Here is a 24754-nt window from a genome sequence, read left to right as displayed (position 1 = left end):
CCTCTGCACTCCCCCCATTCCCTGCGCGCAGGCTATGCCTATAATGATGGCCAGCCTGAACCTGGCAGTGACCGGCAAGGTCCAAGGCCACACCACGCACCAAGGAATTCCGCGCAATGGCGTATTACCGTACACCCCACGATGTTACGGCCCTGCCAGCCTGGCAGGCACTCCAGCAACACCGCGACGCCATGCAGGGCTTCAGCATGCGCGAAGCCTTCGCCGCCGACGAAACGCGTTTCGACCAGTTCTCGCTGAGCAGCTGCGGGCTGTTCCTGGACTACTCGAAGAACCTGATCACCGAGCAGACCCGTGATCTGCTGGTGAATCTGGCCAACGAGGTTGACCTGCAGGCAGCGATCAAGTCGATGTTCAGCGGCGAGATCATCAACGCGTCAGAAGGCCGCCCGGTGCTGCACACCGCCCTGCGCCGCCCGGTGGGCGACAAGCTCAGCGTCAACGGCGTCAACGTGATGCCCGAAGTGCACAAGGTGCTCAACCAGATCACCGAGCTGGTAGGCCGCATCCACGACGGCCTGTGGCGCGGCTACAGCGAAAAGCCGATCACCGACGTGGTCAACATCGGCATCGGCGGCTCGTTCCTCGGCCCCGAGCTGGTGTCCGAAGCCCTGCTGCCCTATGCCCAGCGCGGTGTGCGTTGCCATTACCTGGCCAATATCGACGGCAGCGAATTCCATGAGCTGTCGGCCAACCTGCGTGCCGAAACCACCCTGTTCATCGTCTCGTCGAAATCGTTCAACACCCTCGAGACCCTGAAGAACGCCATGGCCGCGCGTACCTGGTACCTGGCCCAGGGCGGCTCGGAAGCCGAGCTGTACCGCCACTTCATCGCCGTTTCCAGCAACAAGGCCGCCGCCGTGGCCTTCGGCATCCGCGAAGAGAACATCTTCCCGATGTGGGACTGGGTCGGCGGGCGCTACTCGCTGTGGTCGGCCATCGGCCTGCCGATCGCCCTGGCCATCGGCACCGCCAACTTCAAGGAGCTGCTGTCCGGTGCCTACACTATGGACCAGCATTTCCAGACCGCGCCGTTCGACAAGAACATGCCGGTACTGCTGGCCCTGCTCGGGGTCTGGTATGGCAACTTCTGGGGCGCCAAGAGCCACGCGATCCTGCCGTACGACCACTACCTGCGCAACATCACCAAGCACTTGCAGCAGTTGGACATGGAGTCCAACGGCAAGAGCGTGCTGCAGGATGGCACCCCGGTCAAAACCGATACCGGCCCGGTGATCTGGGGTGGCGTCGGCTGTAACGGCCAGCATGCCTACCACCAACTGCTGCACCAGGGCTCGCAGATGATCCCGGCCGACTTCATCGTGCCGGTGGTCAGCTTCAACCCGGTGGCCGACCATCACCAGTGGCTGTATGCCAACTGCCTGTCGCAGAGCCAGGCACTGATGCTCGGCAAGACCCGTAGCGAAGCCGAGGCCGAGCTGCGTGCCAAGGGCCTGAACGAGGCAGACATCGCCAAGCTCGCCCCGCACAAGGTGATCCCGGGCAATCGCCCGAGCAACACCCTGGTGGTCGAGCGCATCAGCCCACGCCGTCTGGGCGCACTGGTAGCGATGTACGAGCACAAGGTATTCGTGCAGAGCGTGATCTGGGGTATCAACGCCTTCGACCAGTGGGGCGTGGAGCTGGGCAAGGAGCTCGGCAAGGGCGTTTACCAGCGCCTGGTCGGCAGCATCGAAGAAGGTGCCGAGGACGGCTCGACCCAAGGCCTGATCAACTACTTCCGCGGACGCCACCGCGGTTGACCTGGCCGTGCCGGGCGCGCCTGCTGCCGCGCGCCCTGGCACAAGCTGCAACATCTTGTTAAGGTGCGCCCCTTTCAACCATCCAAGTGAGAGGGATCTTATGGATAGGCTCAAGGCCACCATCTTCGGCAGCATGAAATCCGGCTATTACTTCCGCCAGCTGGTATTCGGCGCCATCCTCGGCGCGCTCTTCATCACCGGCAAGATCAAGAGCAGCCCCGACCTGCCGCTGGGCGAAATCGCCATGGCACTGGTCAGCACCGTGCTGTACCCCTACTCCCGCTTCGTCTACGAAAGCATCGTCGGCTTCATCATGGGTAACAACCTGTTCGTCGTGCCGGGGCTGATCCTGCTGCTGGTGAAGTTCTTCACGATGATCATGTGCTGGTTCCTGGCGATCTTCATCGCACCCTTGGGGCTTGCCTACATCTACTGGAAAGTCGGGCGACCCACCGCCGAATGATCGCATCAGGGCCCACTTCATGTGGGCCCTGTCGTTTTCGGGCCAAGCCCCTTCCCACCCCCTATTGGCAGACCAGGCGAACGCTGCCTGGCTACACTTGTCCATCGAATAGCCGTTGCAGTCCATCGCCCCAACAAGAGCAGGACCACCCGCCATGTTCGATATCCGCAACTACCCCCAGGCCTTGGCCGTGAGCCAATCCGCCGCCCTCAGCCACGACGACTACCAGCGCCTGTACCGCCAGTCAGTGGAGGACCCCGATACTTTTTGGGCCGAACAGGCCAAGCGCCTGGACTGGATGAAACCCTGGTCGAGCGTGCAGCAATGCGACCTGAACAGCGGCACCGCACGTTGGTTCGACGGTGCTCAGCTCAACGTCAGCTACAACTGCATCGACCGCCACCTGGCCCAGCGTGGCGAGCAGACCGCCCTGCTCTGGGAGGGTGACGAGCCCACGGACTCCAAGGCCATCAGCTACCGCGAGCTGCACCGCGAGGTCTGTCGCCTGGCCAATGCCTTGAAGGCACGCGGTGTGGGCAAGGGTGATCGGGTCTGCATCTACATGCCGATGGTGCCCGAGGCTGCCTATGCCATGCTCGCCTGCACGCGCATCGGTGCCATTCACTCGGTCGTGTTCGGCGGCTTCTCCCCCGATGCCCTGCGCGACCGCATCCTCGATGCCGACTGCCGCACCGTGATCACCGCCGACGAAGGCGTGCGCGGTGGCAAGCGCATCCCGCTCAAGCAGAACGTCGACAAGGCCCTGGCCAGTTGCCCCGGCGTCAGCAGCGTGTTCGTGGTGCGCCGCACCGGCGGCCAGGTGACGTGGACCGACGACCGCGATCTCTGGTATCACGAGGTGACTGCCACGGCGGGCGACGATTGCCCGCCCGAGCCGATGGACGCCGAAGACCCGCTGTTCATCCTGTACACCTCCGGCAGCACCGGCAAGCCCAAGGGCGTGATGCACACCACCGCCGGCTACCTGCTGCAGGCCACGCTGACCTTCAAGGTGGTGTTCGACTACCGCGACGGCGAAGCGTTCTGGTGCACCGCCGACGTCGGCTGGGTCACCGGGCACAGCTACATCGTCTACGGCCCACTGGCCAACGGCGCGATCAGCCTGATGTTCGAAGGGGTACCCAACTACCCTGACACCTCGCGCTTCTGGCAGGTGGTGGACAAGCACAAGGTCAATATCTTCTATACCGCGCCTACCGCCCTGCGCGCACTGATGCGTGAAGGCCCCTGGCCACTGCGCAACACCTCGCGCAAAAGCCTGCGCCTGCTCGGCAGTGTCGGCGAGCCGATCAACCCGGAAGCCTGGGAATGGTACTTCGAGGAAGTCGGCCAGCAACGCTGCCCGATCGTCGATACCTGGTGGCAGACCGAGACCGGCGGCATCATGTTGACCCCGCTGCCGGGCTCGCCGGTGTTCAAGCCCGGGTGCGCCACCCAGCCGATGTTCGGCGTGCAGCCGGTGCTGCTGGACGAAAAAGGCCAATTGATCGAGGGCGCCGGGGCCGGCATGCTGGCGCTCAAGGCCAGTTGGCCGGGACAGATCCGCAGTGTCTACGGCGACCACCAGCGCATGGTCGACACCTACTTCAAGCCCATGCCCGGCTACTACTTCACAGGTGACGGTGCCCGCCGCGACGCCGATGGCCATTATTGGATCACCGGGCGTGTCGACGATGTGATCAACGTCTCCGGGCACCGTATCGGCACTGCCGAAGTGGAAAGCGCCCTGGTGCTGCACGACAGCGTGGCGGAGGCGGCAGTGGTCGGCTACCCGCACGACCTCAAAGGCCAAGGGGTGTACGCGTTCGTCACGCCGATGAACGGCGTCAATGCCAACGATGCGCTCAAGGCAGAGCTTCTGTCGCTGGTCAGCAAGGAAATCGGCAGCTTCGCCAAGCCCGAGCTGATTCAGTGGGCCCCGGGCTTGCCCAAGACCCGCTCGGGCAAGATCATGCGGCGTATACTGCGCAAGATCGCCTGCAACGAGCTGGAAAACCTGGGCGACACTTCAACCCTGGCCGACCCGAGCGTGGTCCAGGGGTTGATCGACAACCGCCTCAATCGCTAGCCGGCGGCCTTGCCATGGCCGCCCTGAATGACAGGTCGCCATGGAAGCCCTACGCCGCCGTATCGAAACCCAGGTCATGAGCCTCACCGGGCTGGCCCTCGGCCAGCTCGACTTGGAGTCGCCCAAGGGCGACCCCGGGTTGTTCGGCCCACACAGCATCAGCTGGCGCGTGCATGGCGACTTTCCGAGCATGCTGGTTGGCGGCATCAGCGCCTTGCTCCTGCAACTGCTGCATCCGGCCGCCTTGGCCGGGGTGTGGGACCACTCCAACTTCCGCGGCGACCTGCTCGGCCGCCTGCGCCGCACCAGCCAATTCATCTCCGGCACCACCTTCGGCTCCACCCGCGATGCCGAATGGCTGATCGCCAAGGTGCGTGACATCCACCTCAAGGTCACTGGCACAACGCCCGATGGCCGGCCCTACGCCGCCAGCGACCCTGACCTGCTGACCTGGGTGCACGTGGCCGAAGTCAGCCGTTTCCTCGCCGCCCACCTGCGTTACCGCGACCCGCACCTGCCCCGCCAGGAGCAGGACCGCTACTACGACGAAATCGCCCTGATCGCCGAGCGCCTGGGCGCCCGAGACGTGCCGCGTTCCTGCCAGCAGGTCGACGACTACCTGCACGCCATGCGCCCGCACTTGTGCTGCGACGCCCGCAGCCGCGAGGTGGTCGAGATCCTCCTCGCCGCACCCGCGCCCAGCCGCCTGGCGCAGCCGGTAGGTAAATTGATGCTGCAGGCGGGCATCGATCTGCTGCCTTCGTGGGCCAGCGACATGCTTGCCCTGCAGCAAGGCGCGCTGCGACGACAGCTGGTGCGCCAGGGGCTTCTACACACCGCGCCGGTATTGCGCTGGGCCATGCGCGATGGCTCGGCACAGCGGGCCAAACGGCGCATGGGCATCGAGTGATGGCATTTGGTCCGTTCAGCGGAACCGATTTAACGTGCCATACTCCAAGCACTCCTGCTTAGCCAGACGAAGCGACACATGTACAAAGGACTGATACGCGCCCTCGGCGCGCTGCTTGCTCTCGTAGCCCTGTATAGCCTGCTTGGCTTCCTGATTCTCCCCGGCATCGCGTTGCGCGTCGCCAACCAGCAACTGGCGCAATACGCCACGGTGCCCGCGCATCTGCAGCGCATCGAGCTCAACCCGTTCAGCCTCGAGCTGACCCTGTGGGGCCTGCAGATCGGCGAGCCCGGCAAGGAACAGGTCGGCTTCGAGCGCCTGTACGCCAACCTGGCGCTCGACAGCCTGTGGAGCGGCGCCTTGCACCTGGATGCCGTGGAGCTCGACAAGCCCCGCAATGAGGTGCTGTTCGCCAAGGAGGGCACGCTCAATCTTACCCAGCTGTTCAAATTGCCACCCAGCGAGGCCAAGCCCGACGAGCCGCCGAGCGACCCGTTCCCGCTGCGTATCGGCAGCATCAAGCTCAGCGGTGGCTACCTGCATTTCGAGGATGCACGCCCGAGCGAGCCGATCGAATTCATCTACGACGACATGAACCTGGAGCTGAAGAATCTCAGCACCCTGCCGGACGACAACGCCGACATGACCTTGGTGGCCAATGGCCCCAACGGTGGCCGTATCGACTGGGCCGGCACCCTGAGCCTGTCGCCGATCGCCTCGCAAGGCACGCTGAAAGTCACTGACGCCAAGATGAAGCTGTTCTGGCCCTATGTCCGCGATGCCGTGCCGCTGGTGCTGGAAGATGGCGTGGTCAACCTCGATACCCACTACAAGCTAAACCTGGCCAAGGAAACCGAGCTGCTGCTGGACAACCTCTCGCTGCGCGTCGCCCCTTTCGCCATCAAGGCCCCGGATGATCGCCAACTGGCGCGCCTGGCCAGCCTCGAGGTCAGTGAAACGTCCATCGACCTGGCCAAGCAACGGGTCACCGTCGGCAAGATCCGCAGCGAAAAACTCGAGACCTGGGCCGCACTGGAAAAGGACGGGGAACTGGATTGGCAGAAGCTGTTCGCCAGCCAACCGGCAAAAGCCTCGCCAAAGGAAAAGGCCGAGCCGGCCGCCGCCGCGCCCACTACCGAGGAAAAGGCCGCCGCCGCGCCCAGCAAGCCTTGGCAGGTATTGCTCAAGGACGTGCAACTGCGCAATTACCAGGTGCACCTGGCCGACCGCAGCCAGAAGGAACCGGTGGCCCTCGATGTCGGCCCATTGAACGTGGACATGCAGGGCTTCGACAGCCTCAACCAGTCGCCCTTCACCCTCAAGCTCGACACCGGTATCGGCAAGCAGGGCAAGCTGCAGGCAGCGGGCCAGGTCAACCTGGCGCCGGTCACCGCCAAACTCGACGTGAGCACGCGTGACATCGACCTGCGCGTGGCCCAGGCATACATCAGCCCGTTCATCCGCCTGGAGCTGCGCAGCGGCATGCTCGCCAGCGACCTCAAGGTCGACCTCAAGAGCACCGAGCCGCTGGCCTTCACCGTGGCCGGCAAGGCCCAGGTCAACCAGTTGCACACCCTGGACACCATCAAGGACCGCGACTTCGTCAAATGGCAGCAGGTCAACGTCGATGGCCTTTCCTACGTGCACGGCGATGCCCTGTCGATCGACAAGGTGACGTTGCTGCAACCCTATGCACGCTTCATCATCAACGAAGACCGCACCACCAACGTCGATGACCTGCTGATCCCCCAGCCGGCCACCCCAGCCTCCAGTGCCCAGGCCAAATCGACCAGCAGCCCGGCCAGCAAACCACTGGGCATCCGCATTGGCCAGATCGCGATCAACGATGGCTCGGCCAACTTCGCCGACCTGACCCTGACGCCGAACTTCGCCACCGCCGTCCAGCAACTGAATGGCCAGATCGGCACCATCGACAACCGCAAGCCGACTCCGGCCAAGGTCGACATCAAAGGCAAGGTCGACCGCTATGCGCCAGTCACCATCAAGGGCGCGCTGAATCCGTTCAACCCGTTGGCCAGCCTGGACATCGCCACCAGCTTCAAGCGTGTCGAGCTGACCACACTGACGCCCTATTCCGGCAAATTCGCGGGTTTCCGCATCCGCAAGGGGCGATTGAACCTCGACCTGCATTACCTGATTACCAATGGCCAACTCAAGGCCGAGAACAAGGTAGTGGTCGAGCAACTGCAATTGGGTGAGAAGGTCGACAGCCCCGATGCGGTGGATCTGCCGATCCGCCTGGCGGTGGCTTTGCTCAAGGATACCGAGGGCAAGATCTCCATCGAGCTGCCCGTTACCGGCGACCTCAACAACCCACAGTTCAGCGTGATGCCAATCGTCTGGCAGACCCTGCGCAACCTGGTGTTGCGCGCAGCCCAGGCGCCGTTCAAGTTCATCGGCGGACTGATTGCCGGCGGCGGCGCGCAGGACCTCGGCAGCGTGGCCTTCGCACCGGGCTCCAGCGAACTCAGCGGCGACGCCCAGGGCGCTCTGGACAAACTGGCGGCGGCCTTGCAGAAGCGTCCGGAATTGCGCCTGGAAATCGAAGGCACCAGCGCCCAGACCAGCGACGGCCCACTGATCGCCCAACAGCGCCTGGAGCGCGAGTACCAGGCTACCTGGTACAAGATCCTGCAGCGTCGTGGCGACAAGGTGCCGGCCAATGCCTCGATGCTCACCGTCGATGACAGCGACAAGCCGGCCATGCTCGAAGGCATCTACCGCAACCGCCTGAAGCAGCAGCCACCGGCTGAATGGGAGAAGCTGAGCCGCGACGAGCGCACCGCCAAACTCCGCGAGGCAGTGATCAAGTCGTGGGCGGAAAGCGCCTCGCTGTTGCGTACCCTGGGCCAGGAACGGGCCAGCAGCATCAAGGACTACCTGGTCGACAAGGGCAAGCTCGAAGATGACCGGGTGTATTTCATCGACACCACCCTGGGGCAGGCCGAGAGCGATGGCCGAGTGATCACGCCGATGCATCTGGACGCTGAGTGATCGCGACCTGAAAAGAAAAGCCCCGGCAGATGCCGGGGCTTTTTTACATCGGTGGCCAAATCCGTCTGGCCGTCGGGACATTCCTTATTCGGCTTTCAGGCCGTCAGACATAACGCTCTTGACGCCTTTGATGTTCTTGGTGATGCGTACCGCTTCTTCTTTCTGCGCCTGGGTGACCGCTACATCCGAGGACAGCGAAACGACACCTTGGCTGGTCTCGACTTTGATGTCCGTGCCAGGAATACCTTTTTCGGTCACCAGATCGGCTTTGACCTTGGTGGTGATCCAGGTGTCGGAGCCTTCTTGTTTAGCATTGTCCACTGTGTTGGCAGCCAGCATGACAGGGGCCTGGGCTGGCGCTTGTGCGGCGAAGGCGCCGTTGGCCAGGGTCAGGGTCAGGGCGGTAGCAGTAGCGGCAGCAATGGCAAACTTCTTCATGTGGGTCACTCCTGTTTTTCGAAAGGTCTGCGCCGTGGTTCCTGGCGTCAGGTACAGAAGTAATTGCATGCGCTGTGCCAGCTTTTCCGTTTCGCCTGAAGCCTTATAAATCAATGACTTAAGTCATTACCCAGGGAGCCTGCATCGTGCAATCTGCAATGCCGGCGGAAAAACCCTATGCAAGATGCATGTTCGCAACGGCGCATTTCATTGCAGGAGTAGCCATTGTGCCATTCACCAGGCACAAAAAAGGGCCCCGAAGGGCCCTTTTCATTACTGCAGTCGCTTAGACGCCAGAGGCCTTGGCCGCAGCAACGTCTTTGATCGACAGTTTGATACGGCCGCGGTTGTCCACGTCCAGTACCAGCACTTCGACTTCCTGGCCTTCTTTCAGCACGTCGGTGACTTTCTCGACGCGCGCATCGCTCAGCATCGAGATGTGCACCAGGCCGTCCTTGCCAGGCAGGATGTTGACGAAGGCGCCGAAATCGACGATGCGCTCGACCTTGCCGACGTAGATCTTGCCGATCTCGGCTTCGGCGGTGATCCCCAGGATGCGCTGCTTGGCAGCATCTGCCGCTTCCTTGGTTTCGCCGAAGATCTTGATCGAGCCGTCGTCTTCGATGTCGATCGAAGCCTTGGTCTCTTCGCAGATCGCGCGGATGGTGGCACCGCCTTTACCGATGACGTCACGGATCTTGTCGGTGTCGATCTTCATGGCGATCATGGTCGGCGCGTTGGCCGACAGTTCGGTGCGCGACTCGCCGATGATCTGGTTCATCTGGCCGAGGATGTTCAGGCGCGCTTCCAGGGCCTGGCCCAGGGCGATCTCCATGATCTCTTCGGTGATGCCGTTGATCTTGATGTCCATCTGCAGTGCGGTAACGCCTTTGGCAGTACCGGCAACCTTGAAGTCCATGTCGCCCAGGTGGTCTTCGTCACCCAGGATGTCGGTCAGGACCGCGAACTTCTCACCTTCCTTGACCAGGCCCATGGCAATACCGGCAACCGGCGCCTTCATCGGCACACCGGCGTCCATCAGGGCCAGGGAAGCACCGCAGACCGAAGCCATGGAGCTCGAACCGTTGGACTCGGTGATTTCCGAAACCACACGGATGGTGTACGGGAACACGTCAGCGGCAGGCAGCATGGCCTGGACCGAGCGACGGGCCAGACGACCGTGACCGATTTCACGACGGCCGGCACCACCCATGCGACCACACTCGCCTACCGAGAACGGCGGGAAGTTGTAGTGCAGCATGAAGGGGTCTTTCTTCTCGCCTTCGAGGGTATCCAGCAGCTGGGCGTCACGGGCAGTACCCAGGGTCGCGACGACCAGGGCCTGGGTTTCGCCACGGGTGAACAGCGCCGAACCGTGAGTCTTGGGCAGTACGCCGACTTCGATGTTCAGCGGACGCACGGTCTTGGTGTCACGACCGTCGATACGTGGCTTGCCGTTGACGATGTTCTCGCGAACGGTGCGGTATTCGATCTCGCCGAAGATGTCCTTCACTTCGCCGGCCGATGGCTGGCCTTCTTCACCGGAGAACTTGGCGATCGCCTGATCGCGCAGCTCGCCCAGGCGTGCATAGCGGTCAGCCTTGACGGTGATGGTGTAGCCCTGCGAAATGGCTTCGCCGAATTCAGCGCGGATGGCGTTGAACAGCTCGGTGTTGGCAACGGCTGGTTTCCAGTCCCAGGTCGGCTTGGCAGCTTCGGCAGCCAGCTCCTTGACGGCCTGGATAACGGCCTGGAATTCGTCGTGGGCGAACAGTACCGCGCCCAGCATCTGGTCTTCGGTCAGCTCTTGGGCTTCCGATTCAACCATCAGTACGGCCGACTCGGTACCGGCGACGACCATGTCCAGGCTCGAAGCAGCCAGTTGCTCGTAGGTCGGGTTCAGCAGGTAGCCGGTGCTCTCGTGGAAGGCAACGCGGGCAGCGCCGATCGGGCCTTCGAACGGAATGCCGGAGATGGCCAGGGCAGCCGAGGTACCGATCATCGCAGCGATGTCCGGATCGGTCTTCTTGCTGGTGGAGACGACGGTGCAGACGACCTGCACTTCGTTCATGAAGCCTTCTGGGAACAGCGGACGGATCGGACGGTCGATCAGGCGCGAGGTCAGCGTCTCTTTCTCGGAAGGACGGCCTTCACGCTTGAAGAAGCCACCCGGGATCTTACCGGCGGCGTAGGTCTTTTCCTGATAGTGGACCGACAGCGGGAAGAAGCCCTTGCCTGGATCGGCCTGCTTGGCACCGACCACGGTCACCAGCACGGTGACGTCGTTGTCGACGGTGACCAACACGGCGCCGGTCGCCTGACGGGCGATACGGCCGGTTTCGAGCGTTACGGTCGATTGACCGAACTGGAATTTCTTGATTACCGGGTTCACGGTTTCCTACCTTTTCAGTGGCTCTTGGGGGAACTGGTTTCTTGCGAATTCTTGGGCAGAACGGGGAATCGGCCCCATTGACCGTCCAGATACAACACGAGGCTGGGAGCCTGGCGCCAAGCGGAAAAACCGCTCAGCACTGCCAGGCTGCCAACCTCGGAGATACGCGTGGCGTGTCCGACGCCAGCACTGCAAAGCAGCGCTGGCGAAGCCTGCAACACGCCATGCACACCACTGACCAGGCCGCTATTAGCGACGCAGGCCCAGGCGACCGATCAGGGCGCTGTAACGAGTGGTGTCTTTGCCCTTCAGGTAGTCCAGCAGCTTACGACGCTGGTTAACCATACGGATCAGGCCACGACGCGAGTGGTGGTCTTTACCGTTGGCCTTGAAGTGGCCTTGCAGCTTGTTGATGTTCGCGGTCAGCAGAGCGACCTGAACTTCCGGGCTACCCGTGTCGCCAGCAGCTTGCTGGAAGTCGGTAACGATTTGAGCTTTTTCTTCAACGCTGAGGGCCATGTGGCTTCTCCTGATAAACGGATCCCGCATGCGGGGTCCAATAGGCCAGGGACAAATCCCTGTATTAATAAAAAAGGTGTGACCGTGCCTACTGACAGCCACCCTTGGTTCCCCAGTCTCCGGCGTTAGCCTCGGCCTGTGGTTTCGATCATTCCGACCGAATCAATCGACGCGGCGCAATGCGCCCGTCTTCGCTCACTTCACCGATACCGATGAAGCGACCATTGTGATCCTGTACCCGAACCATGCCGAATTGCGGCGCGTCCGGAGCCCGTACTGCCTGCCCATGCAGCCAGTAGAAGGCACTGTGTTCCGACAGGCACACCAGGGGCCAGTCTTGCAGGCCACTGTCGGCTGGCATCAGGAAGCGATCGAGCGCTTCGTTGCCGCCTTCGGCGTGGGCCTGCTCGAGTTCCTCGAGGGTGACCGTCTGGGCCAGTTGGAATGGCCCGGCTTGGGTTCTGCGCAGCTCGGCGACGTACGCGCCACAGCCCAGAGCCTCGCCGATATCCTCCACCAGGGTGCGGATATAGGTGCCTTTGCTGCAACCAACCGACAACCGCGCACGGGTGCCTTCGCACTCGAGCAACTCCAAGCGGCCAATAGTAACAGAACGCGCCTCGCGCTCCACTACCTCTCCTGCACGTGCCAGCTTGTAAAGCGGCTGGCCGTCACGCTTGAGTGCCGAGTACATCGGCGGTACCTGGCTGATCGGGCCACGAAAACGCGGCAGCACAGCCTCGATATCGGCGCGACCAACGGTCACCTCACGCGTCTGCAAGACCTCGCCTTCAGCGTCGGCGGTGGTTGTAGTCTGACCCATCTGCATGACCGTTTCGTAGCCCTTGTCGGAATCGAGCAGGTACTGCGAAAACTTGGTCGCCTCGCCGAAGCACAATGGCAACACGCCGGAGGCCAACGGGTCGAGGCTGCCGGTGTGACCGGCCTTCTCGGCGTTGAGCAGCCAGCGGACCTTCTGCAGCGCGGCGTTGGAGGTGAACCCCAGGGGCTTGTCGAGCAGGATGATGCCGCTGACGTTGCGGCGGATACGTTTGACCTGGGCCACCGCTTACTCCTTGGTGTCCGGCTCGTCGGCATCCTTGTGCAGGCGGTCTTCGGCCACCGCACGCTCGATCAGCGCCGACAGGTGAACACCACGGCTGACGCTTTCATCGAAATGGAAGTGCAGTTGCGGCACGCTGCGCAGCTGCATCGAGCGGCCCAGGTGCAGGCGCAGGAAGCTGGCAGCGCTGTTCAGCGCCTTGAGCGATTGCTGCACGGCGTCCGGGGTTTCTTCGCCCATGACGGTGATGAAGACCTTGGCATGGCCCAGGTCGCGGCTGACATCCACGGCGGTGATGGTCACCAGACCGACACGTGGATCCTTGACTTCGCGGCGGATCAGCTCTGCCAGCTCACGCTGCATCTGATCACCGATACGTTGGGTACGGCTGTATTCTTTGGCCATTCTTGCTACCTGTAACTTAAAGCGGCAAACGCCCGGTCAAGCTGAAGCCTGACCGGGCGTTACCTTCAGAGGCGCTGCCAGCCCACTTGGGGCGGGACCTGCACCACGGCTCGGCCCCTTACAGGGTACGAGCCACCTGGACTTTCTCGAAGACTTCGATCTTGTCGCCGACCTTGACGTCGTTGTAGCTCTTGACGCCAATACCGCACTCCATGCCCGAACGCACTTCGGCAGCATCGTCCTTGAAGCGACGCAGCGATTCCAGCTCGCCTTCGAAGATGACCACGTCGTCGCGCAGTACGCGGATCGGACGGTTGCGGTACACGGTACCCTCGATGACCATACAGCCAGCGATGGCGCCGAACTTCGGCGAACGGAACACGTCACGTACTTCTGCGACACCCAGGATGTTCTCGCGAACATCGCTGCCGAGCATGCCGGTCAGGGCTTTCTTGACGTCTTCGATGATGTCGTAGATCACGTTGTAGTAACGCATATCCAGACCTTCCTGCTCGACGATCTTGCGCGCACCGGCATCGGCACGCACGTTGAAGCCGAACAGCACCGCGTTGGACGCCAGCGCCAGGTTGGCATCGCTCTCGGTGATACCACCGACGCCGCCACCGATCACGCGAACCTGAACTTCGTCGTTGCCCAGGCCCGACAGCGAACCCTGCAGTGCTTCCAGGGAACCGCGCACGTCGGTCTTGAGGACGATGTTGAGGGTCTTCTTCTCTTCCTGACCCATGGTCTCGAAGATGTTTTCCAGCTTGCCGGCGTGAGCACGGGCCAGCTTGACCTCGCGGTACTTGCCTTGACGGAACAGGGCAACTTCACGGGCCTTCTTCTCGTCGGCAACCACGGACAGCTCGTCACCGGCTTCCGGAGTGCCATCCAGGCCGAGGATCTCGACCGGGATCGACGGGCCAGCTTCCTTCACAGGCTTGCCGTTCTCGTCGAGCATGGCACGCACGCGGCCATAGTTCGAACCGCACAGGACCATGTCGCCCTGACGCAGGGTACCGTCCTGAACCAGGATGGTCGCCACGGGGCCGCGGCCCTTGTCCAGACGCGATTCGACCACTACGCCACGACCTGGAGCGGTCGGGGTCGCGGTCAGCTCGAGGATCTCGGCCTGCAGCAGGACGGCTTCGAGCAGTTCGTCGACACCGGTACCCATCTTCGCCGAAACCTTGACGAACGGAGTGTCGCCACCCCAGTCCTCGGAGGTCACGCCTTCGACGGCCAGTTCGTTGCGGATGCGATCGAGGTCGGCACCCGGCTTGTCGATCTTGTTCACCGCGACCACCAGCGGAACGCCAGCTGCCTTGGCATGCTGAACGGCTTCGCGGGTTTGCGGCATCACGCCGTCGTCCGCCGCCACCACGAGGATGACGATGTCGGTGGCCTTGGCACCACGAGCACGCATCTGGGTGAACGCAGCGTGGCCCGGGGTATCGAGGAAGGTGACCATGCCGCGGTCGGTTTCCACGTGGTAGGCACCGATGTGCTGGGTAATACCACCGGCTTCGCCAGCGGCAACCTTGGCACGACGGATGTAGTCGAGCAGCGAGGTCTTACCGTGGTCGACGTGACCCATCACGGTCACCACCGGTGCACGCGACTCGGTCTGGCCTTCGAACTTCAGCGATTCGGCCAAGGAGTCTTCCAGGGCGGTGTCGCTGATCAGAGTGACCTTGTGGCCAAGCTCTTCGGCGATCAGCTGAGCGGTTTCCTGGTCGAGCACCTGGTTGATGGTGACCGGAGTACCCAGCTTGAACATGAACTTGACGACTTCGGCGGCCTTGACCGACATCTGCTGTGCAAGCTCGGAGACGGTAATGGTCTCGCCGATGGTCACGTCACGGATGACGGGGCCGGTCGGGTTCTGGAAGCCGTGCTGGTTACGCTTTTTCAGCTTGCCCTTGCCACCACGACCGCGACGAGCGCCATCGCTCTCTTCGTCGGTGGTGCGCGGTGCGGCACGAGGAGTCGGAGCCTTTTCCTTCTCCTTGACCTTGACCTTGATCGACACGCGCGGCGCCTCGCCACGACCGCCACGACGATCTTCGTCACGGGCACGGCTTTCGTTGCGACGGGTCTCGTCCTTCTTGCGCTCGGCGGCACGGGCAGCGGCGTCTTCGGACGCCGGAGCTTCGGCTACGACTGGAGCCGCGGCCGGAGCCGGCGCGGCTTCGGTCGAGGCAGGCGCAGCGGCAGGCGCGCTGGAAACAACTTCGGCAGCCTGACGGCGAGCCTGTTCCTCGTTGCGCTGGCGAACTTCGGCCTCGACCTTTTCGCGAGCGGCGTTTTCGGCCGCGCGGCGCTCTTCCAGCTCACGCTTCTGCTCAGCCTGGATTTCTTCCGGGCTGCGCTGAACGAATACTTTCTTCTTGCGTACTTCTACGCTGATGCTTTTGCTACCGGCGACACGCAGCGTGCTGGTGGTCTTGCGCTGCAAGGTAATCTTGCGCGGCTCTTCCGCCTTGCTCTTGTGGCTGCTCTTCAAATGGGTCAGCAGCGTCTGCTTTTCATTGTCGGTCACTACCTGACCGGCGTCGGTGTGCGGCAGACCTGCCTCACGCATCTGCTGCAGCAGGCGCTCTACCGGTGCCTCGACCTCTTGGGCCAGTTCTTTCACCGTGACTTGCGTCATGCACTTCTCTCCTCAGGCCGCGCCTAATTACTCGAACCAGTGGGCTCGGGCGGCCATGATCAACTTGCCGGCACGCTCTTCGTCGATGCCGTCGATGTCGAGCAGGTCGTCAATCGACTGCTCGGCCAGGTCTTCGCGGTTAACCACGCCGCGCACCGCCAGTTCAGCCGCCAGGTCCTTGTCCATACCCTCCAGGGAGAGCAGGTCGTCGGCCGGGTGGGCGTCTGCCAGTTTTTCTTCGGTAGCGATGGCCTTGGTCAACAAACGGTCCTTGGCCCGAGCGCGGAGCTCGTCGACGATTTCTTCGTCAAAGCCATCGATGTTGAGCATTTCTTCCAACGGTACGTAGGCAATCTCTTCGAGGCTGGTGAAGCCTTCGTCGACCAGCACTTGGGCCAGCTCCTCGTCGACTTCCAGTTCCTCGATGAAATTGCGCAGGATGTCGCCGGTTTCAGCCTGTTGCTTGGCCTGGATATCCTTCTCGGTCATCACGTTCAGGGTCCAGCCGGTGAGCTGGCTGGCCAGGCGAACGTTCTGACCACCACGGCCAATGGCCTGGGCCAGGTTGTCCTCGGCGACGGCGATGTCCATGGCATGGGCATCTTCATCAACGATGATCGCCGCGACTTCAGCCGGCGACATGGCGTTGATGACGAACTGCGCCGGGTTCTCGTCCCACAGGACGATATCCACACGCTCGCCGCCCAGCTCGCCGGATACGGCCTGGACGCGCGACCCACGCATGCCGATACAGGCACCTTGTGGGTCGATGCGCTTGTCCTTGGAGCGGACGGCGATCTTGGCGCGCGAACCCGGATCACGGGAAGCGGCCATGACTTCGATGAGGCCTTCGGCGATTTCCGGCACTTCGATGCGGAACAGTTCGATCAGCATCTGCGGCGCGGTGCGCGACAGGATCAGCTGAGGACCGCGGTTCTCGGTGCGGATTTCCTTGAGCAGCGCACGCAGGCGCACGCCGACACGGAAGGTCTCACGTGGAATGATGTCTTCGCGGGCCAGCAGCGCTTCTGCGTTGTTGCCCAGGTCGACGATGACGTTGTCGCGGGTGACTTTCTTGACGGTGCCGGAGATGATCTCACCAACGCGTTCGCGGTAGGCGTCGACCACCTGGGCGCGCTCGGCCTCACGGACCTTCTGCACGATGACCTGCTTGGCGGTCTGGGCGGCGATGCGGCCGAATTCGATCGACTCGATCTTCTCTTCGATCACGTCACCGACCTTGGCTTCCGGATGCGTCTCGCGGATCTTGCTCGGCCAGGTCTCGATCGCCGGGTCATCGAGGTCGTCTTCCTCGACCACGGTCCAGCGACGGAAGGTCTCGTAGCTACCGGTGTGGCGGTTGATTTCCACACGCAGGTCGACTTCGTCCTCAAAACGTTTCTTGGTCGCAGTGGCCAGGGCCACTTCCAGCGCCTCGAAAATGACGCCGGGCGGTACGCCCTTTTCGTTGGATACCGATTCAACAACCAGCAGTACTTCTTTGCTCATCGTACGCCTCGCCTTGCGCAAGCCATTGGGCCCGGATAGTCCGCCGGGCCCGGCACGTCTCAGTCAAAACTGGGAATAATATTGGCCTTGTCGATCGAGTCGATCGGCAACAGGAACTCGTGATTGTCCACCTGGACCACCACATCCTGCTCCTCCACACCGCGGAGAAGGCCCTGGAAGTTACGACGACCTTCGAAGGGCGTACGCAGCTTGATCTTCACTTGCTCGCCGGCATGCGAAGCAAACTGTTCTAGCGTGAACAGCGGGCGATCCATGCCAGGAGAGGACACCTCAAGGGTATATTCGGAGCTGATCGGATCTTCCACATCGAGGATTGCGCTGGCCTGACGGCTGACCGCTTCGCAGTCGTCCACCAGGATCCCGCCCTCCTTGTCGATGTAAATACGCAGTATCGAATGCTTACCTTGGGAGATGAACTCGACCCCCCAGCATTCGTAGCCCAGACCCTCGACAACCGGGGCCAACAAGGCCTGCAACTGTTCTAGCTTGCTCGACACCTGAACCCCCTCGTGCATGCTGTGCAAATAAAAAATGGGCGAAGCGCCCATCCCTGAAAGCGCCGTTGGACAACGACGCCAATAACTGTTCGGCTAGCAAAAAGCCCCTGAAAAGGGGCTCCGCTGAAGCTGGTTGCGGGGGCTGGATTTGAACCAACGACCTTCGGGTTATGAGCCCGACGAGCTACCAAGCTGCTCCACCCCGCGACAAAGCTGGGGCGAAAGTATAAGACCGAACCCTGTGCAGGGTCAATCCAAGACCTCCACCTGCAAGAAAGCCCGCTAAAGCGGGCTCTCAAGCTTCAATTGGTACCGAGAAGGGGACTCGAACCCCTACACCCTATGGGCACAACCACCTCAAGGTTGCGTGTCTACCAATTCCACCACCTCGGCAATACTACTACTTGAAACCCGTTACTTCTGCTCTTCGGCTGGAGGAGGTACGTCACCTTGAGGGGTGGTTTCGCTCTTCTGCTGCTGGAGCACCGGTACATCATCATTTACTGCCGGCTTCTGCTCTTTCACTTCCAACACTGCTGGATCTGGCAGACCTGCTGAAGTTAGCTCGTGAGCCTTCTCCTTTGCGAAGTATCCTAACCCAAGTGCTGTCAAAAAGAAAGTGGCAGCGAGTATAGCAGTAAACTTACTCAGGAAGGTAGCAGAACCTTGGCTTCCGAACACAGTATTAGAAGCACCTGCGCCGAAAGATGCACCTGCTTCCGCACCTTTACCCTGTTGCAGCAACACCAGCACTACCAGCGAGAGTGCTGCCAACAGATGAAAAACAACGATAACTGTTTCCAGCATTTGTTCAGTTTCCTGCGGCGCGACAAATTGCACCGAATTCGTCTGCGTTCAGGGAAGCTCCACCAATGAGCCCCCCATCGATATCCGGCATGCCGAACAGTTCGGCCGCATTGGCCGCCTTCACGCTGCCGCCGTAGAGAAGCTGCACACGTTCGGCAACTTCGGCGTCCTGCGCCGCCAACTGGGCTCGGATGGCTGCATGCACATCCTGCGCCTGTTCGGGCGAGGCCGTCAAACCTGTGCCAATGGCCCAAACAGGCTCATAGGCGATAACCGCATTGGCAAAAGCGGCAACACCGAACGCGTCGATGATACTGCTTAGTTGACGCCCTACAACTTCCAGCGTCCTGCCCGCCTCGCGCTCTTCGAGAGTTTCCCCTACGCAGAGTACTGGCTTCAAACCACTTGCCTGGGCAGCTGCAAACTTGCGATTCAGTACCTCGTTAGTTTCGCCGATAATCTGGCGACGCTCCGAGTGACCAATCAACACCAACTTGCAGCCGGCTTCGGCCAACTGACTCGGAGCAACTTCCCCGGTCAGCGCGCCCTGTTCGGGCTGTACAGCTGAATTCTGTGCGCCAACGATGATTTTCGTTCCTGCCAGGCCATCGACGACATCGTTGATGAACAAGGCCGGTGGAAACACCGCGACTTCCACTCCGCTCGACAGAGCCAGATTGCTCAGGCCTCGGGTCAGCTCAGCGACGCTGGCGCGGGTACCGTGCATCTTCCAGTTACCAGCTACCATGGGGCGACGCATGCTTTACCTCGTCGGTCAAAGTGGGCGCAGATAGTACCCAACCCTATCTGCGCTGGCAAGGCCCTTTCAAATACAAACTTCACCAACCAGCTTGGCCAGGGCCTCTGCATGGCGGCGCACCTGACTTTCGTCGTCGCCTTCGACCATCACGCGCACCAAAGGCTCGGTGCCCGACTTGCGCAGGAGCACCCGGCCACGGCCAGCCATGTCCTCGGTCGCCTTGGCGCTGGCCTCCTTGACCGCAGGATGCTCGAGCGGGTCGACGGTGCTGGCACCGTAGCGCACGTTGATCAACACCTGCGGGCATTTGCGCACGGCCTGACGGGCTTGCGCCAGGGTTTCGCCACGGCGCTTGAGGCCCATCAGCACCTGCAGCGCGGCGATGATCGCGTCACCTGTGGTGGTGTGGTTGCAGCAGACGATATGCCCGGAGTTCTCGCCACCGATCTGCCAGCCACGCTCGAGCAGCTCGGCCATGACGTAACGATCGCCAACCTTGGCCCGCACGAACGGGATATCCAGTTCCTTGAGCGCCAGCTCCAGCCCCAGGTTGCTCATCAGGGTACCGACCGCCCCGCCTTCGAGCTTGCCACGCTCGTGCAGGTCTCGCGTGATGATGTACAGCAGCTCGTCACCATCGACGATGGCGCCGGTGTGATCGACCATCAGCACCCGGTCACCGTCACCATCGAAGGCGATGCCCATGTCGGCATGCCCGACCAGCACCGCAGCCTGCAGCGACTCGATATGGGTCGAGCCGCAGCTTTCGTTGATGTTCAGCCCATCGGGCTGGGCGTGCAGCACGGTCACTTCAGCGCCGAGCTCGCGGAATACGCTTGGCGCCACTTTGTAGGTGGCACCATGGGCGCAGTCGATCACCAGCTTGAGGCCCTCGAAGCTGGTGCTGCTGGGCACGCTGCTCTTGCAGAATTCGATGTAGCGACCGGCCGCGTCGTTGATGCGCGACACCTTGCCCAGCTTGCTCGACTCGACCACGCTCATCGGTTGGTCGAGCAACTCCTCGATCATCAGCTCGACCTCGTCGGGCAGCTTGGTGCCCTGCCCGGAGAAGAACTTGATGCCGTTGTCATCGTGCGGATTGTGCGACGCACTGATGACGATACCGGCTTCGGCATGGAAGGTACGGGTGAGGTAGGCGATAGCCGGGGTCGGCATCGGCCCGAGCAGCAGCACGTCGGCGCCTGCAGCGGACAACCCGGCCTCGAGCGCCGATTCGAACATGTAGCCGGAAATCCGCGTGTCCTTGCCGACCAGTACCTGGCACTTGCCCTGCTTGCGGAAGGCCATGCCCGCCGCCCAGCCGAGCTTGAGCATGAAATCCGGAGTGATCGGGTATTCCCCGACGCGGCCACGGATGCCGTCGGTACCAAAATATTTTCTGCTCATAACGACTCCAATGTGCTTATTCGGCGTTCTGGACCGCAGCGATCATGCGCACGACGTCGACCGTTTCGGCCACGTCGTGAACCCGCAAGATGCTCGCACCCTTGGTCATGGCAAGGGCGGCCAGGGCCAGGCTGCCGTACAGCCGCTCAGCCACCGGGCGATCCAGGGTAAGGCCTATCATGCTCTTGCGTGAAACACCCACCAGCAGCGGGCGTCCCAGGCGGTAGAGGGCTTCCATGTGTTTGAACAGGCTCAGGTTGTGCTCGAGGGTCTTGGCAAAACCGAAGCCCGGGTCGAGGACGATGCGTTCAGCACCGATACCAGCGGCAGCGCACGCAGCCATCCGCTGTTCAAGATAGCGCGTAACGTCGGCCGTCACATCGTCATAGTGCGGGGAGTCCTGCATGTTGCCCGGCTCGCCGCGCATGTGCATCAGGCACACCGGCAAGCCGGTGTCGGCGGCAGCATCCAGCGCACCGTCGCGCTCCAGGGCGCGCACGTCGTTGATCAGGCCGGCCCCCAGGCGGGCGGACTCGCGGATCACGGCGGGCGTGGAGGTATCGACCGAAATGACCACGTCCAGACGGCTGTTGATCGCCTCGACCATCGGCGCCACGCGCTCCAGCTCTTCGGTGACCGACACCGCCCGCGCCCCAGGGCGCGTCGACTCGCCACCGATGTCGATCAGCGTGGCGCCTGCGGCAACCATGGCCTCGGCGTGGCGCAGCGCCTCGTCGCGCTGGCTGAAGCGCCCGCCATCGGAGAAGGAGTCGGGGGTGATATTGAGAATACCCATGACATGGGTACGGGAAAGATCAAGAACCCGGTTGCCGCAAGGCAACCGGGTCGGGTACTGCTTGGAGCTCATAGATGCCCTTAGTGTTGAGCCGCTGGGCCGCCGATCGGCGATTCCGGGCGGTCACCCTGAGGTGCCGAGGTACCCGAAGCCGAATCGTCATCCCAGTCGCGTGGTTCACGCGGGGTACGGCCAGCCATGATATCGTCGATCTGTTCGGCGTCGATGGTTTCGTACTTCATCAACGCTTCGGCCATGGCATCGAGTTTGTCGCGGTTGTCGGTGAGCAGTTGCTTGGCCGTGGCATAGCACTGGTCGATGATGCTGCGCACTTCGATGTCGATCATCTTGGCGGTTTCGCCCGAGACGCTGGCGTGCTGGCTGCCGGCGCTACGGCCGAGGAATACCTCGCCCTCCTCTTCGGCGTACATCAGCGGGCCGAGCTTCTCGGACAGACCCCACTTGGTGACCATGTTCCGGGCAATCTGGCTGGCGCGCATGATGTCGTTGGATGCACCGGTGGTCACGCCGTCGAAGCCCAGGGTCATTTCCTCGGCGATACGGCCGCCGTACAGCGAGCAGATCTGGCTGATCAGCGCGCGTTTGGACAGGCTGTAGCGGTCTTCTTCAGGCAGGAACATGGTCACACCCAGGGCACGACCACGCGGAATGATCGATACCTTGTAGACCGGATCGTGCTCAGGCACCAGGCGGCCAACGATAGCGTGACCGGCTTCATGGTAAGCGGTGTTCTGCTTCTCTTTCTCGGACATGACCATGGTCTTGCGCTCGGCGCCCATCATGATCTTGTCCTTGGCCAGTTCGAATTCCTTCATCTCGACCAAGCGCTTGTTGGAACGTGCGGCAAACAGCGACGCTTCGTTGACCAGGTTGGCCAGGTCGGCACCGGAGAAGCCTGGAGTACCACGGGCAATGACTGCGGCGTTGACGTTGTCGCCCACCGGCACCTTGCGCATGTGCACCTTGAGGATCTGCTCACGACCACGGATATCCGGCAGGCCGACCACCACCTGGCGGTCGAAGCGGCCGGGACGCAGCAGCGCCGGGTCGAGTACGTCGGGACGGTTGGTGGCGGCGATGACGATGATGCCATCGTTCATTTCGAAGCCGTCCATCTCGACCAACAACTGGTTGAGGGTCTGCTCGCGCTCGTCGTGACCGCCGCCCATGCCGGCGCCACGGTGGCGACCGACGGCGTCGATTTCGTCGATGAAGATGATGCACGGTGCGTGCTTCTTGGCCTGCTCGAACATGTCACGAACACGGCTGGCACCTACACCGACGAACATTTCGACGAAGTCGGAACCGGAAATGGTGAAGAACGGCACCTTGGCTTCACCGGCGATGGCCTTGGCCAGCAAGGTCTTACCGGTACCAGGCGGGCCGACCATCAGCACGCCACGCGGGATACGGCCGCCCAGACGCTGGAACTTGCCCGGATCGCGGAGGAATTCGACCAGTTCGCCCACTTCTTCCTTGGCTTCGTCGCAGCCTGCGACGTCGGCCAGGGTGGTCTTGACCTGGTCTTCGGACAGCAGACGCGCCTTGCTCTTGCCGAAGCTCATCGGCCCGCCCTTGCCGCCAGCGCCGCCTTGCATCTGGCGCATGAAGAACATGAACACGGCGATGATCACCAGGATCGGGAAGCTGGCGACCAGCAACTGGGTCCAGATGCTCTGCTGCTCGGGCTGCTTGCCTTCGACGGTGACGTGGTTGTCGACCAGGTCGCCGATCAGGCCATTGTCGGTAATGGCCGGGCGAACGGTCTTGAAGTTGTCGCCGTCGGTGCGCTTGCCGGTAATGATGTAGCCGTCGACGGTCACGCGCTCGACTTTCCCGTCTTTTACCTGCTGGATGAAGTCGGAGTAGTTGAGGGTCTGCGGCTCGTTAGGGCTGGAGAAGTTGTTCATCACCGTCACCAGGACAGCTGCGATGATCAACCACAGGATCAGATTCTTTGCCATGTCGTTCAATTCGCTACCCTCTGAGGCCGGCGCACGACGCAGCCGTGCCTCGCATGATATTCATCGCCCTAACTTACTACATTACCTACGCATCCGCAGGCACCGTCTGTAACCCTTTGTGAAACCTAGACTACACGAAGTTCGGACGATCCTGACGGAGCAGCCGATTGGAAATAACTATCGGCCACCCCGCTACACGCCTCATGCCCCCTTGTATCCCCGGGCCAGCAGATACTGCTCGCGGGAGCGATCCCGCGATGACGAAGGCTTGCGCATCTGTACCTTGTCGAACTTGCTACGTACGTCCTTGAGGTACACATCGAAGCCTTCGCCCTGGAAAATCTTGATCAGGAAGTCACCGCCGGGCTTGAGCACGCGGGTTGCCAGATCGAGGGCCAGCTCGCAGAGGAACATGGCACGCGGAATGTCCACCGCGGGCGTACCACTCATATTGGGGGCCATGTCGGAAATCACAAGGTCTACGTGCGAATCGCCGACCGCTTCGAGAATGCGCTGCAGCACTTCATCTTGGGTGAAGTCCCCCTGAATGAAGGTCACATCGGCGATCGAATCCATTTCCAGGATGTCGGAAGCGATCAGACGCCCCTGCCCACCAATCAGACGACTGGTCACCTGGGACCACCCCCCCGGGGCCGCGCCGAGGTCGATTACGCTCATGCCAGGACGGATCAGGCGGTCTTTCTCCTGGATCTCCAGCAGCTTGTAGCTCGCACGCGAGCGGTAGCCATCCTTCTGCGCCTGCTTCACAAAAGGATCGTTGAAATGTTCTCGCAGCCAGTTTGCGCTGCTTTTGGAACGTTGTACCACGGGGCACCTCGATGATATGCGTCGTGATTGACTGGGCGGAGCCGGTGGCCCTCGGGTAAAATGCCGGTCAATTTTACAGAATCAGACGGAAAGGGTCAGATTATGCCGCTCAATAACGAGCAGAAGAAGCAATACAAGTCCATTGGTCATGACCTGAAGCCGGTCCTGATCGTTGCTGGCAACGGTTTGAACGAAGGCGTGATCGCCGAGCTGGAGCGCGCACTGGCCGACCACGAGCTGATCAAGGTCGAAATTCGCTCGGAAGATCGCGAAGAGCGTGCCGCCGCCATTGCCGAACTGTGCAAGGCAGGCCGTGCCGAGCTGGTACAGACCATCGGCAAGAAGGCACTGATCTACCGCAAGAATCCACAGCCGAACAAGCAGCTGTCCAACATCCACCGTTACAAGTAACG

The 24754-nt window shown here is 61.9% G+C and carries 20 protein-coding genes and 2 tRNA genes; 6 read left to right on the top strand and 16 right to left on the bottom strand.

The genetic code is table 11. The annotated features are described in order from the left end of the window. Window positions 1–116 precede the first annotated feature (116 nt). The 5 genes from pgi to E6B08_RS04305 all read left to right on the top strand — a co-directional run bounded on the left by pgi (window position 117) and on the right by E6B08_RS04305 (window position 8258). Window positions 117–1781 carry a glucose-6-phosphate isomerase gene (gene pgi, locus E6B08_RS04325; protein ID WP_136912889.1) on the top strand — a complete coding sequence of 555 codons (1665 nt, stop codon included), beginning with the start codon at window positions 117–119 and terminating at the stop codon, window positions 1779–1781. Between the two features lie 100 nt (window positions 1782–1881). Continuing rightward, a complete protein-coding gene (locus E6B08_RS04320) occupies window positions 1882–2244 on the top strand; it encodes a hypothetical protein (protein WP_136912888.1) in 363 nt (120 codons plus the stop codon). A gap of 154 nt (window positions 2245–2398) precedes the next feature. Next, a complete protein-coding gene (acs, locus tag E6B08_RS04315; protein WP_136912887.1) occupies window positions 2399–4333 on the top strand; it encodes an acetate--CoA ligase in 1935 nt (644 codons plus the stop codon). A gap of 40 nt (window positions 4334–4373) precedes the next feature. Continuing rightward, window positions 4374–5243 (top strand): oxygenase MpaB family protein, encoded by an 870-nt coding sequence (locus E6B08_RS04310; RefSeq protein WP_136912886.1) that lies wholly within the window; start codon window positions 4374–4376, stop codon window positions 5241–5243. A gap of 78 nt (window positions 5244–5321) precedes the next feature. Next, on the top strand, window positions 5322–8258 hold the full coding sequence (locus E6B08_RS04305) for a DUF748 domain-containing protein (RefSeq protein ID WP_136912885.1): 2937 nt from the start codon (window positions 5322–5324) through the stop codon (window positions 8256–8258). A gap of 84 nt (window positions 8259–8342) precedes the next feature. Here the strand turns inward: E6B08_RS04305 and E6B08_RS04300 are convergent, their stop codons facing one another. From E6B08_RS04300 to rlmE, 16 genes are all read right to left on the bottom strand, one after another. Next, complete coding sequence (locus E6B08_RS04300) at window positions 8343–8696, bottom strand: BON domain-containing protein (protein WP_136912884.1); 354 nt, start codon at window positions 8694–8696, stop codon at window positions 8343–8345. A gap of 286 nt (window positions 8697–8982) precedes the next feature. Beyond that, window positions 8983–11088 carry a polyribonucleotide nucleotidyltransferase gene (gene pnp, locus E6B08_RS04295; RefSeq protein ID WP_136912883.1) on the bottom strand — a complete coding sequence of 702 codons (2106 nt, stop codon included), beginning with the start codon at window positions 11086–11088 and terminating at the stop codon, window positions 8983–8985. A 249-nt stretch (window positions 11089–11337) separates the two neighbouring features. After that, window positions 11338–11607, bottom strand: coding sequence for a 30S ribosomal protein S15 (rpsO, locus tag E6B08_RS04285; protein WP_012274241.1), 270 nt, complete (start codon window positions 11605–11607; stop codon window positions 11338–11340). A gap of 148 nt (window positions 11608–11755) precedes the next feature. Continuing rightward, complete coding sequence (truB, locus tag E6B08_RS04280) at window positions 11756–12673, bottom strand: tRNA pseudouridine(55) synthase TruB (protein WP_136912881.1); 918 nt, start codon at window positions 12671–12673, stop codon at window positions 11756–11758. Between the two features lie 3 nt (window positions 12674–12676). After that, on the bottom strand, window positions 12677–13075 hold the full coding sequence (gene rbfA / locus E6B08_RS04275; protein WP_028632620.1) for a 30S ribosome-binding factor RbfA: 399 nt from the start codon (window positions 13073–13075) through the stop codon (window positions 12677–12679). A gap of 118 nt (window positions 13076–13193) precedes the next feature. Next, window positions 13194–15731 carry a translation initiation factor IF-2 gene (gene infB / locus E6B08_RS04270; protein WP_136912880.1) on the bottom strand — a complete coding sequence of 846 codons (2538 nt, stop codon included), beginning with the start codon at window positions 15729–15731 and terminating at the stop codon, window positions 13194–13196. 27 nt (window positions 15732–15758) lie between these two features. Next, window positions 15759–17240, bottom strand: a complete 1482-nt coding sequence (nusA, locus tag E6B08_RS04265; RefSeq protein ID WP_136912879.1) for a transcription termination factor NusA — start codon at window positions 17238–17240, stop codon at window positions 15759–15761. A 59-nt stretch (window positions 17241–17299) separates the two neighbouring features. Beyond that, complete coding sequence (gene rimP / locus E6B08_RS04260) at window positions 17300–17758, bottom strand: ribosome maturation factor RimP (protein ID WP_192938677.1); 459 nt, start codon at window positions 17756–17758, stop codon at window positions 17300–17302. A gap of 130 nt (window positions 17759–17888) precedes the next feature. Beyond that, a tRNA-Met gene (locus tag E6B08_RS04255) sits at window positions 17889–17965 on the bottom strand. 100 nt (window positions 17966–18065) lie between these two features. Then, window positions 18066–18151: transfer RNA gene (locus E6B08_RS04250), tRNA-Leu, on the bottom strand. Window positions 18152–18172: 21 nt separating this feature from the next. Further along, entirely contained in the window at window positions 18173–18565 is a 393-nt protein-coding gene (gene secG, locus E6B08_RS04245; protein ID WP_136912878.1) for a preprotein translocase subunit SecG, read from the bottom strand. A 4-nt stretch (window positions 18566–18569) separates the two neighbouring features. Next, window positions 18570–19325, bottom strand: coding sequence for a triose-phosphate isomerase (gene tpiA / locus E6B08_RS04240; protein WP_136912877.1), 756 nt, complete (start codon window positions 19323–19325; stop codon window positions 18570–18572). Window positions 19326–19391: 66 nt separating this feature from the next. After that, window positions 19392–20732 (bottom strand): phosphoglucosamine mutase, encoded by a 1341-nt coding sequence (glmM, locus tag E6B08_RS04235; RefSeq protein ID WP_136912876.1) that lies wholly within the window; start codon window positions 20730–20732, stop codon window positions 19392–19394. Window positions 20733–20748: 16 nt separating this feature from the next. Next, window positions 20749–21600, bottom strand: coding sequence for a dihydropteroate synthase (gene folP, locus E6B08_RS04230; protein ID WP_136912875.1), 852 nt, complete (start codon window positions 21598–21600; stop codon window positions 20749–20751). A gap of 8 nt (window positions 21601–21608) precedes the next feature. Further along, entirely contained in the window at window positions 21609–23513 is a 1905-nt protein-coding gene (ftsH, locus tag E6B08_RS04225) for an ATP-dependent zinc metalloprotease FtsH (protein ID WP_136912874.1), read from the bottom strand. Between the two features lie 201 nt (window positions 23514–23714). Next, window positions 23715–24341: a 23S rRNA (uridine(2552)-2'-O)-methyltransferase RlmE gene (gene rlmE, locus E6B08_RS04220; RefSeq protein ID WP_133330418.1), complete on the bottom strand. Its 627-nt coding sequence runs from the start codon at window positions 24339–24341 to the stop codon at window positions 23715–23717. A gap of 102 nt (window positions 24342–24443) precedes the next feature. Between rlmE and yhbY the strand changes: the two genes are divergently transcribed. Then, window positions 24444–24752 (top strand): ribosome assembly RNA-binding protein YhbY, encoded by a 309-nt coding sequence (yhbY, locus tag E6B08_RS04215; RefSeq protein WP_054892619.1) that lies wholly within the window; start codon window positions 24444–24446, stop codon window positions 24750–24752. Window positions 24753–24754: the final 2 nt, after the last annotated feature.

The sequence above is a fragment of the Pseudomonas putida genome (assembly GCF_005080685.1).
Lineage (GTDB): Bacteria > Pseudomonadota > Gammaproteobacteria > Pseudomonadales > Pseudomonadaceae > Aquipseudomonas > Aquipseudomonas putida_V.
Note: the sequence above shows the minus strand (reverse complement) of the source record. Positions and strands in the feature narration are given on the sequence as shown.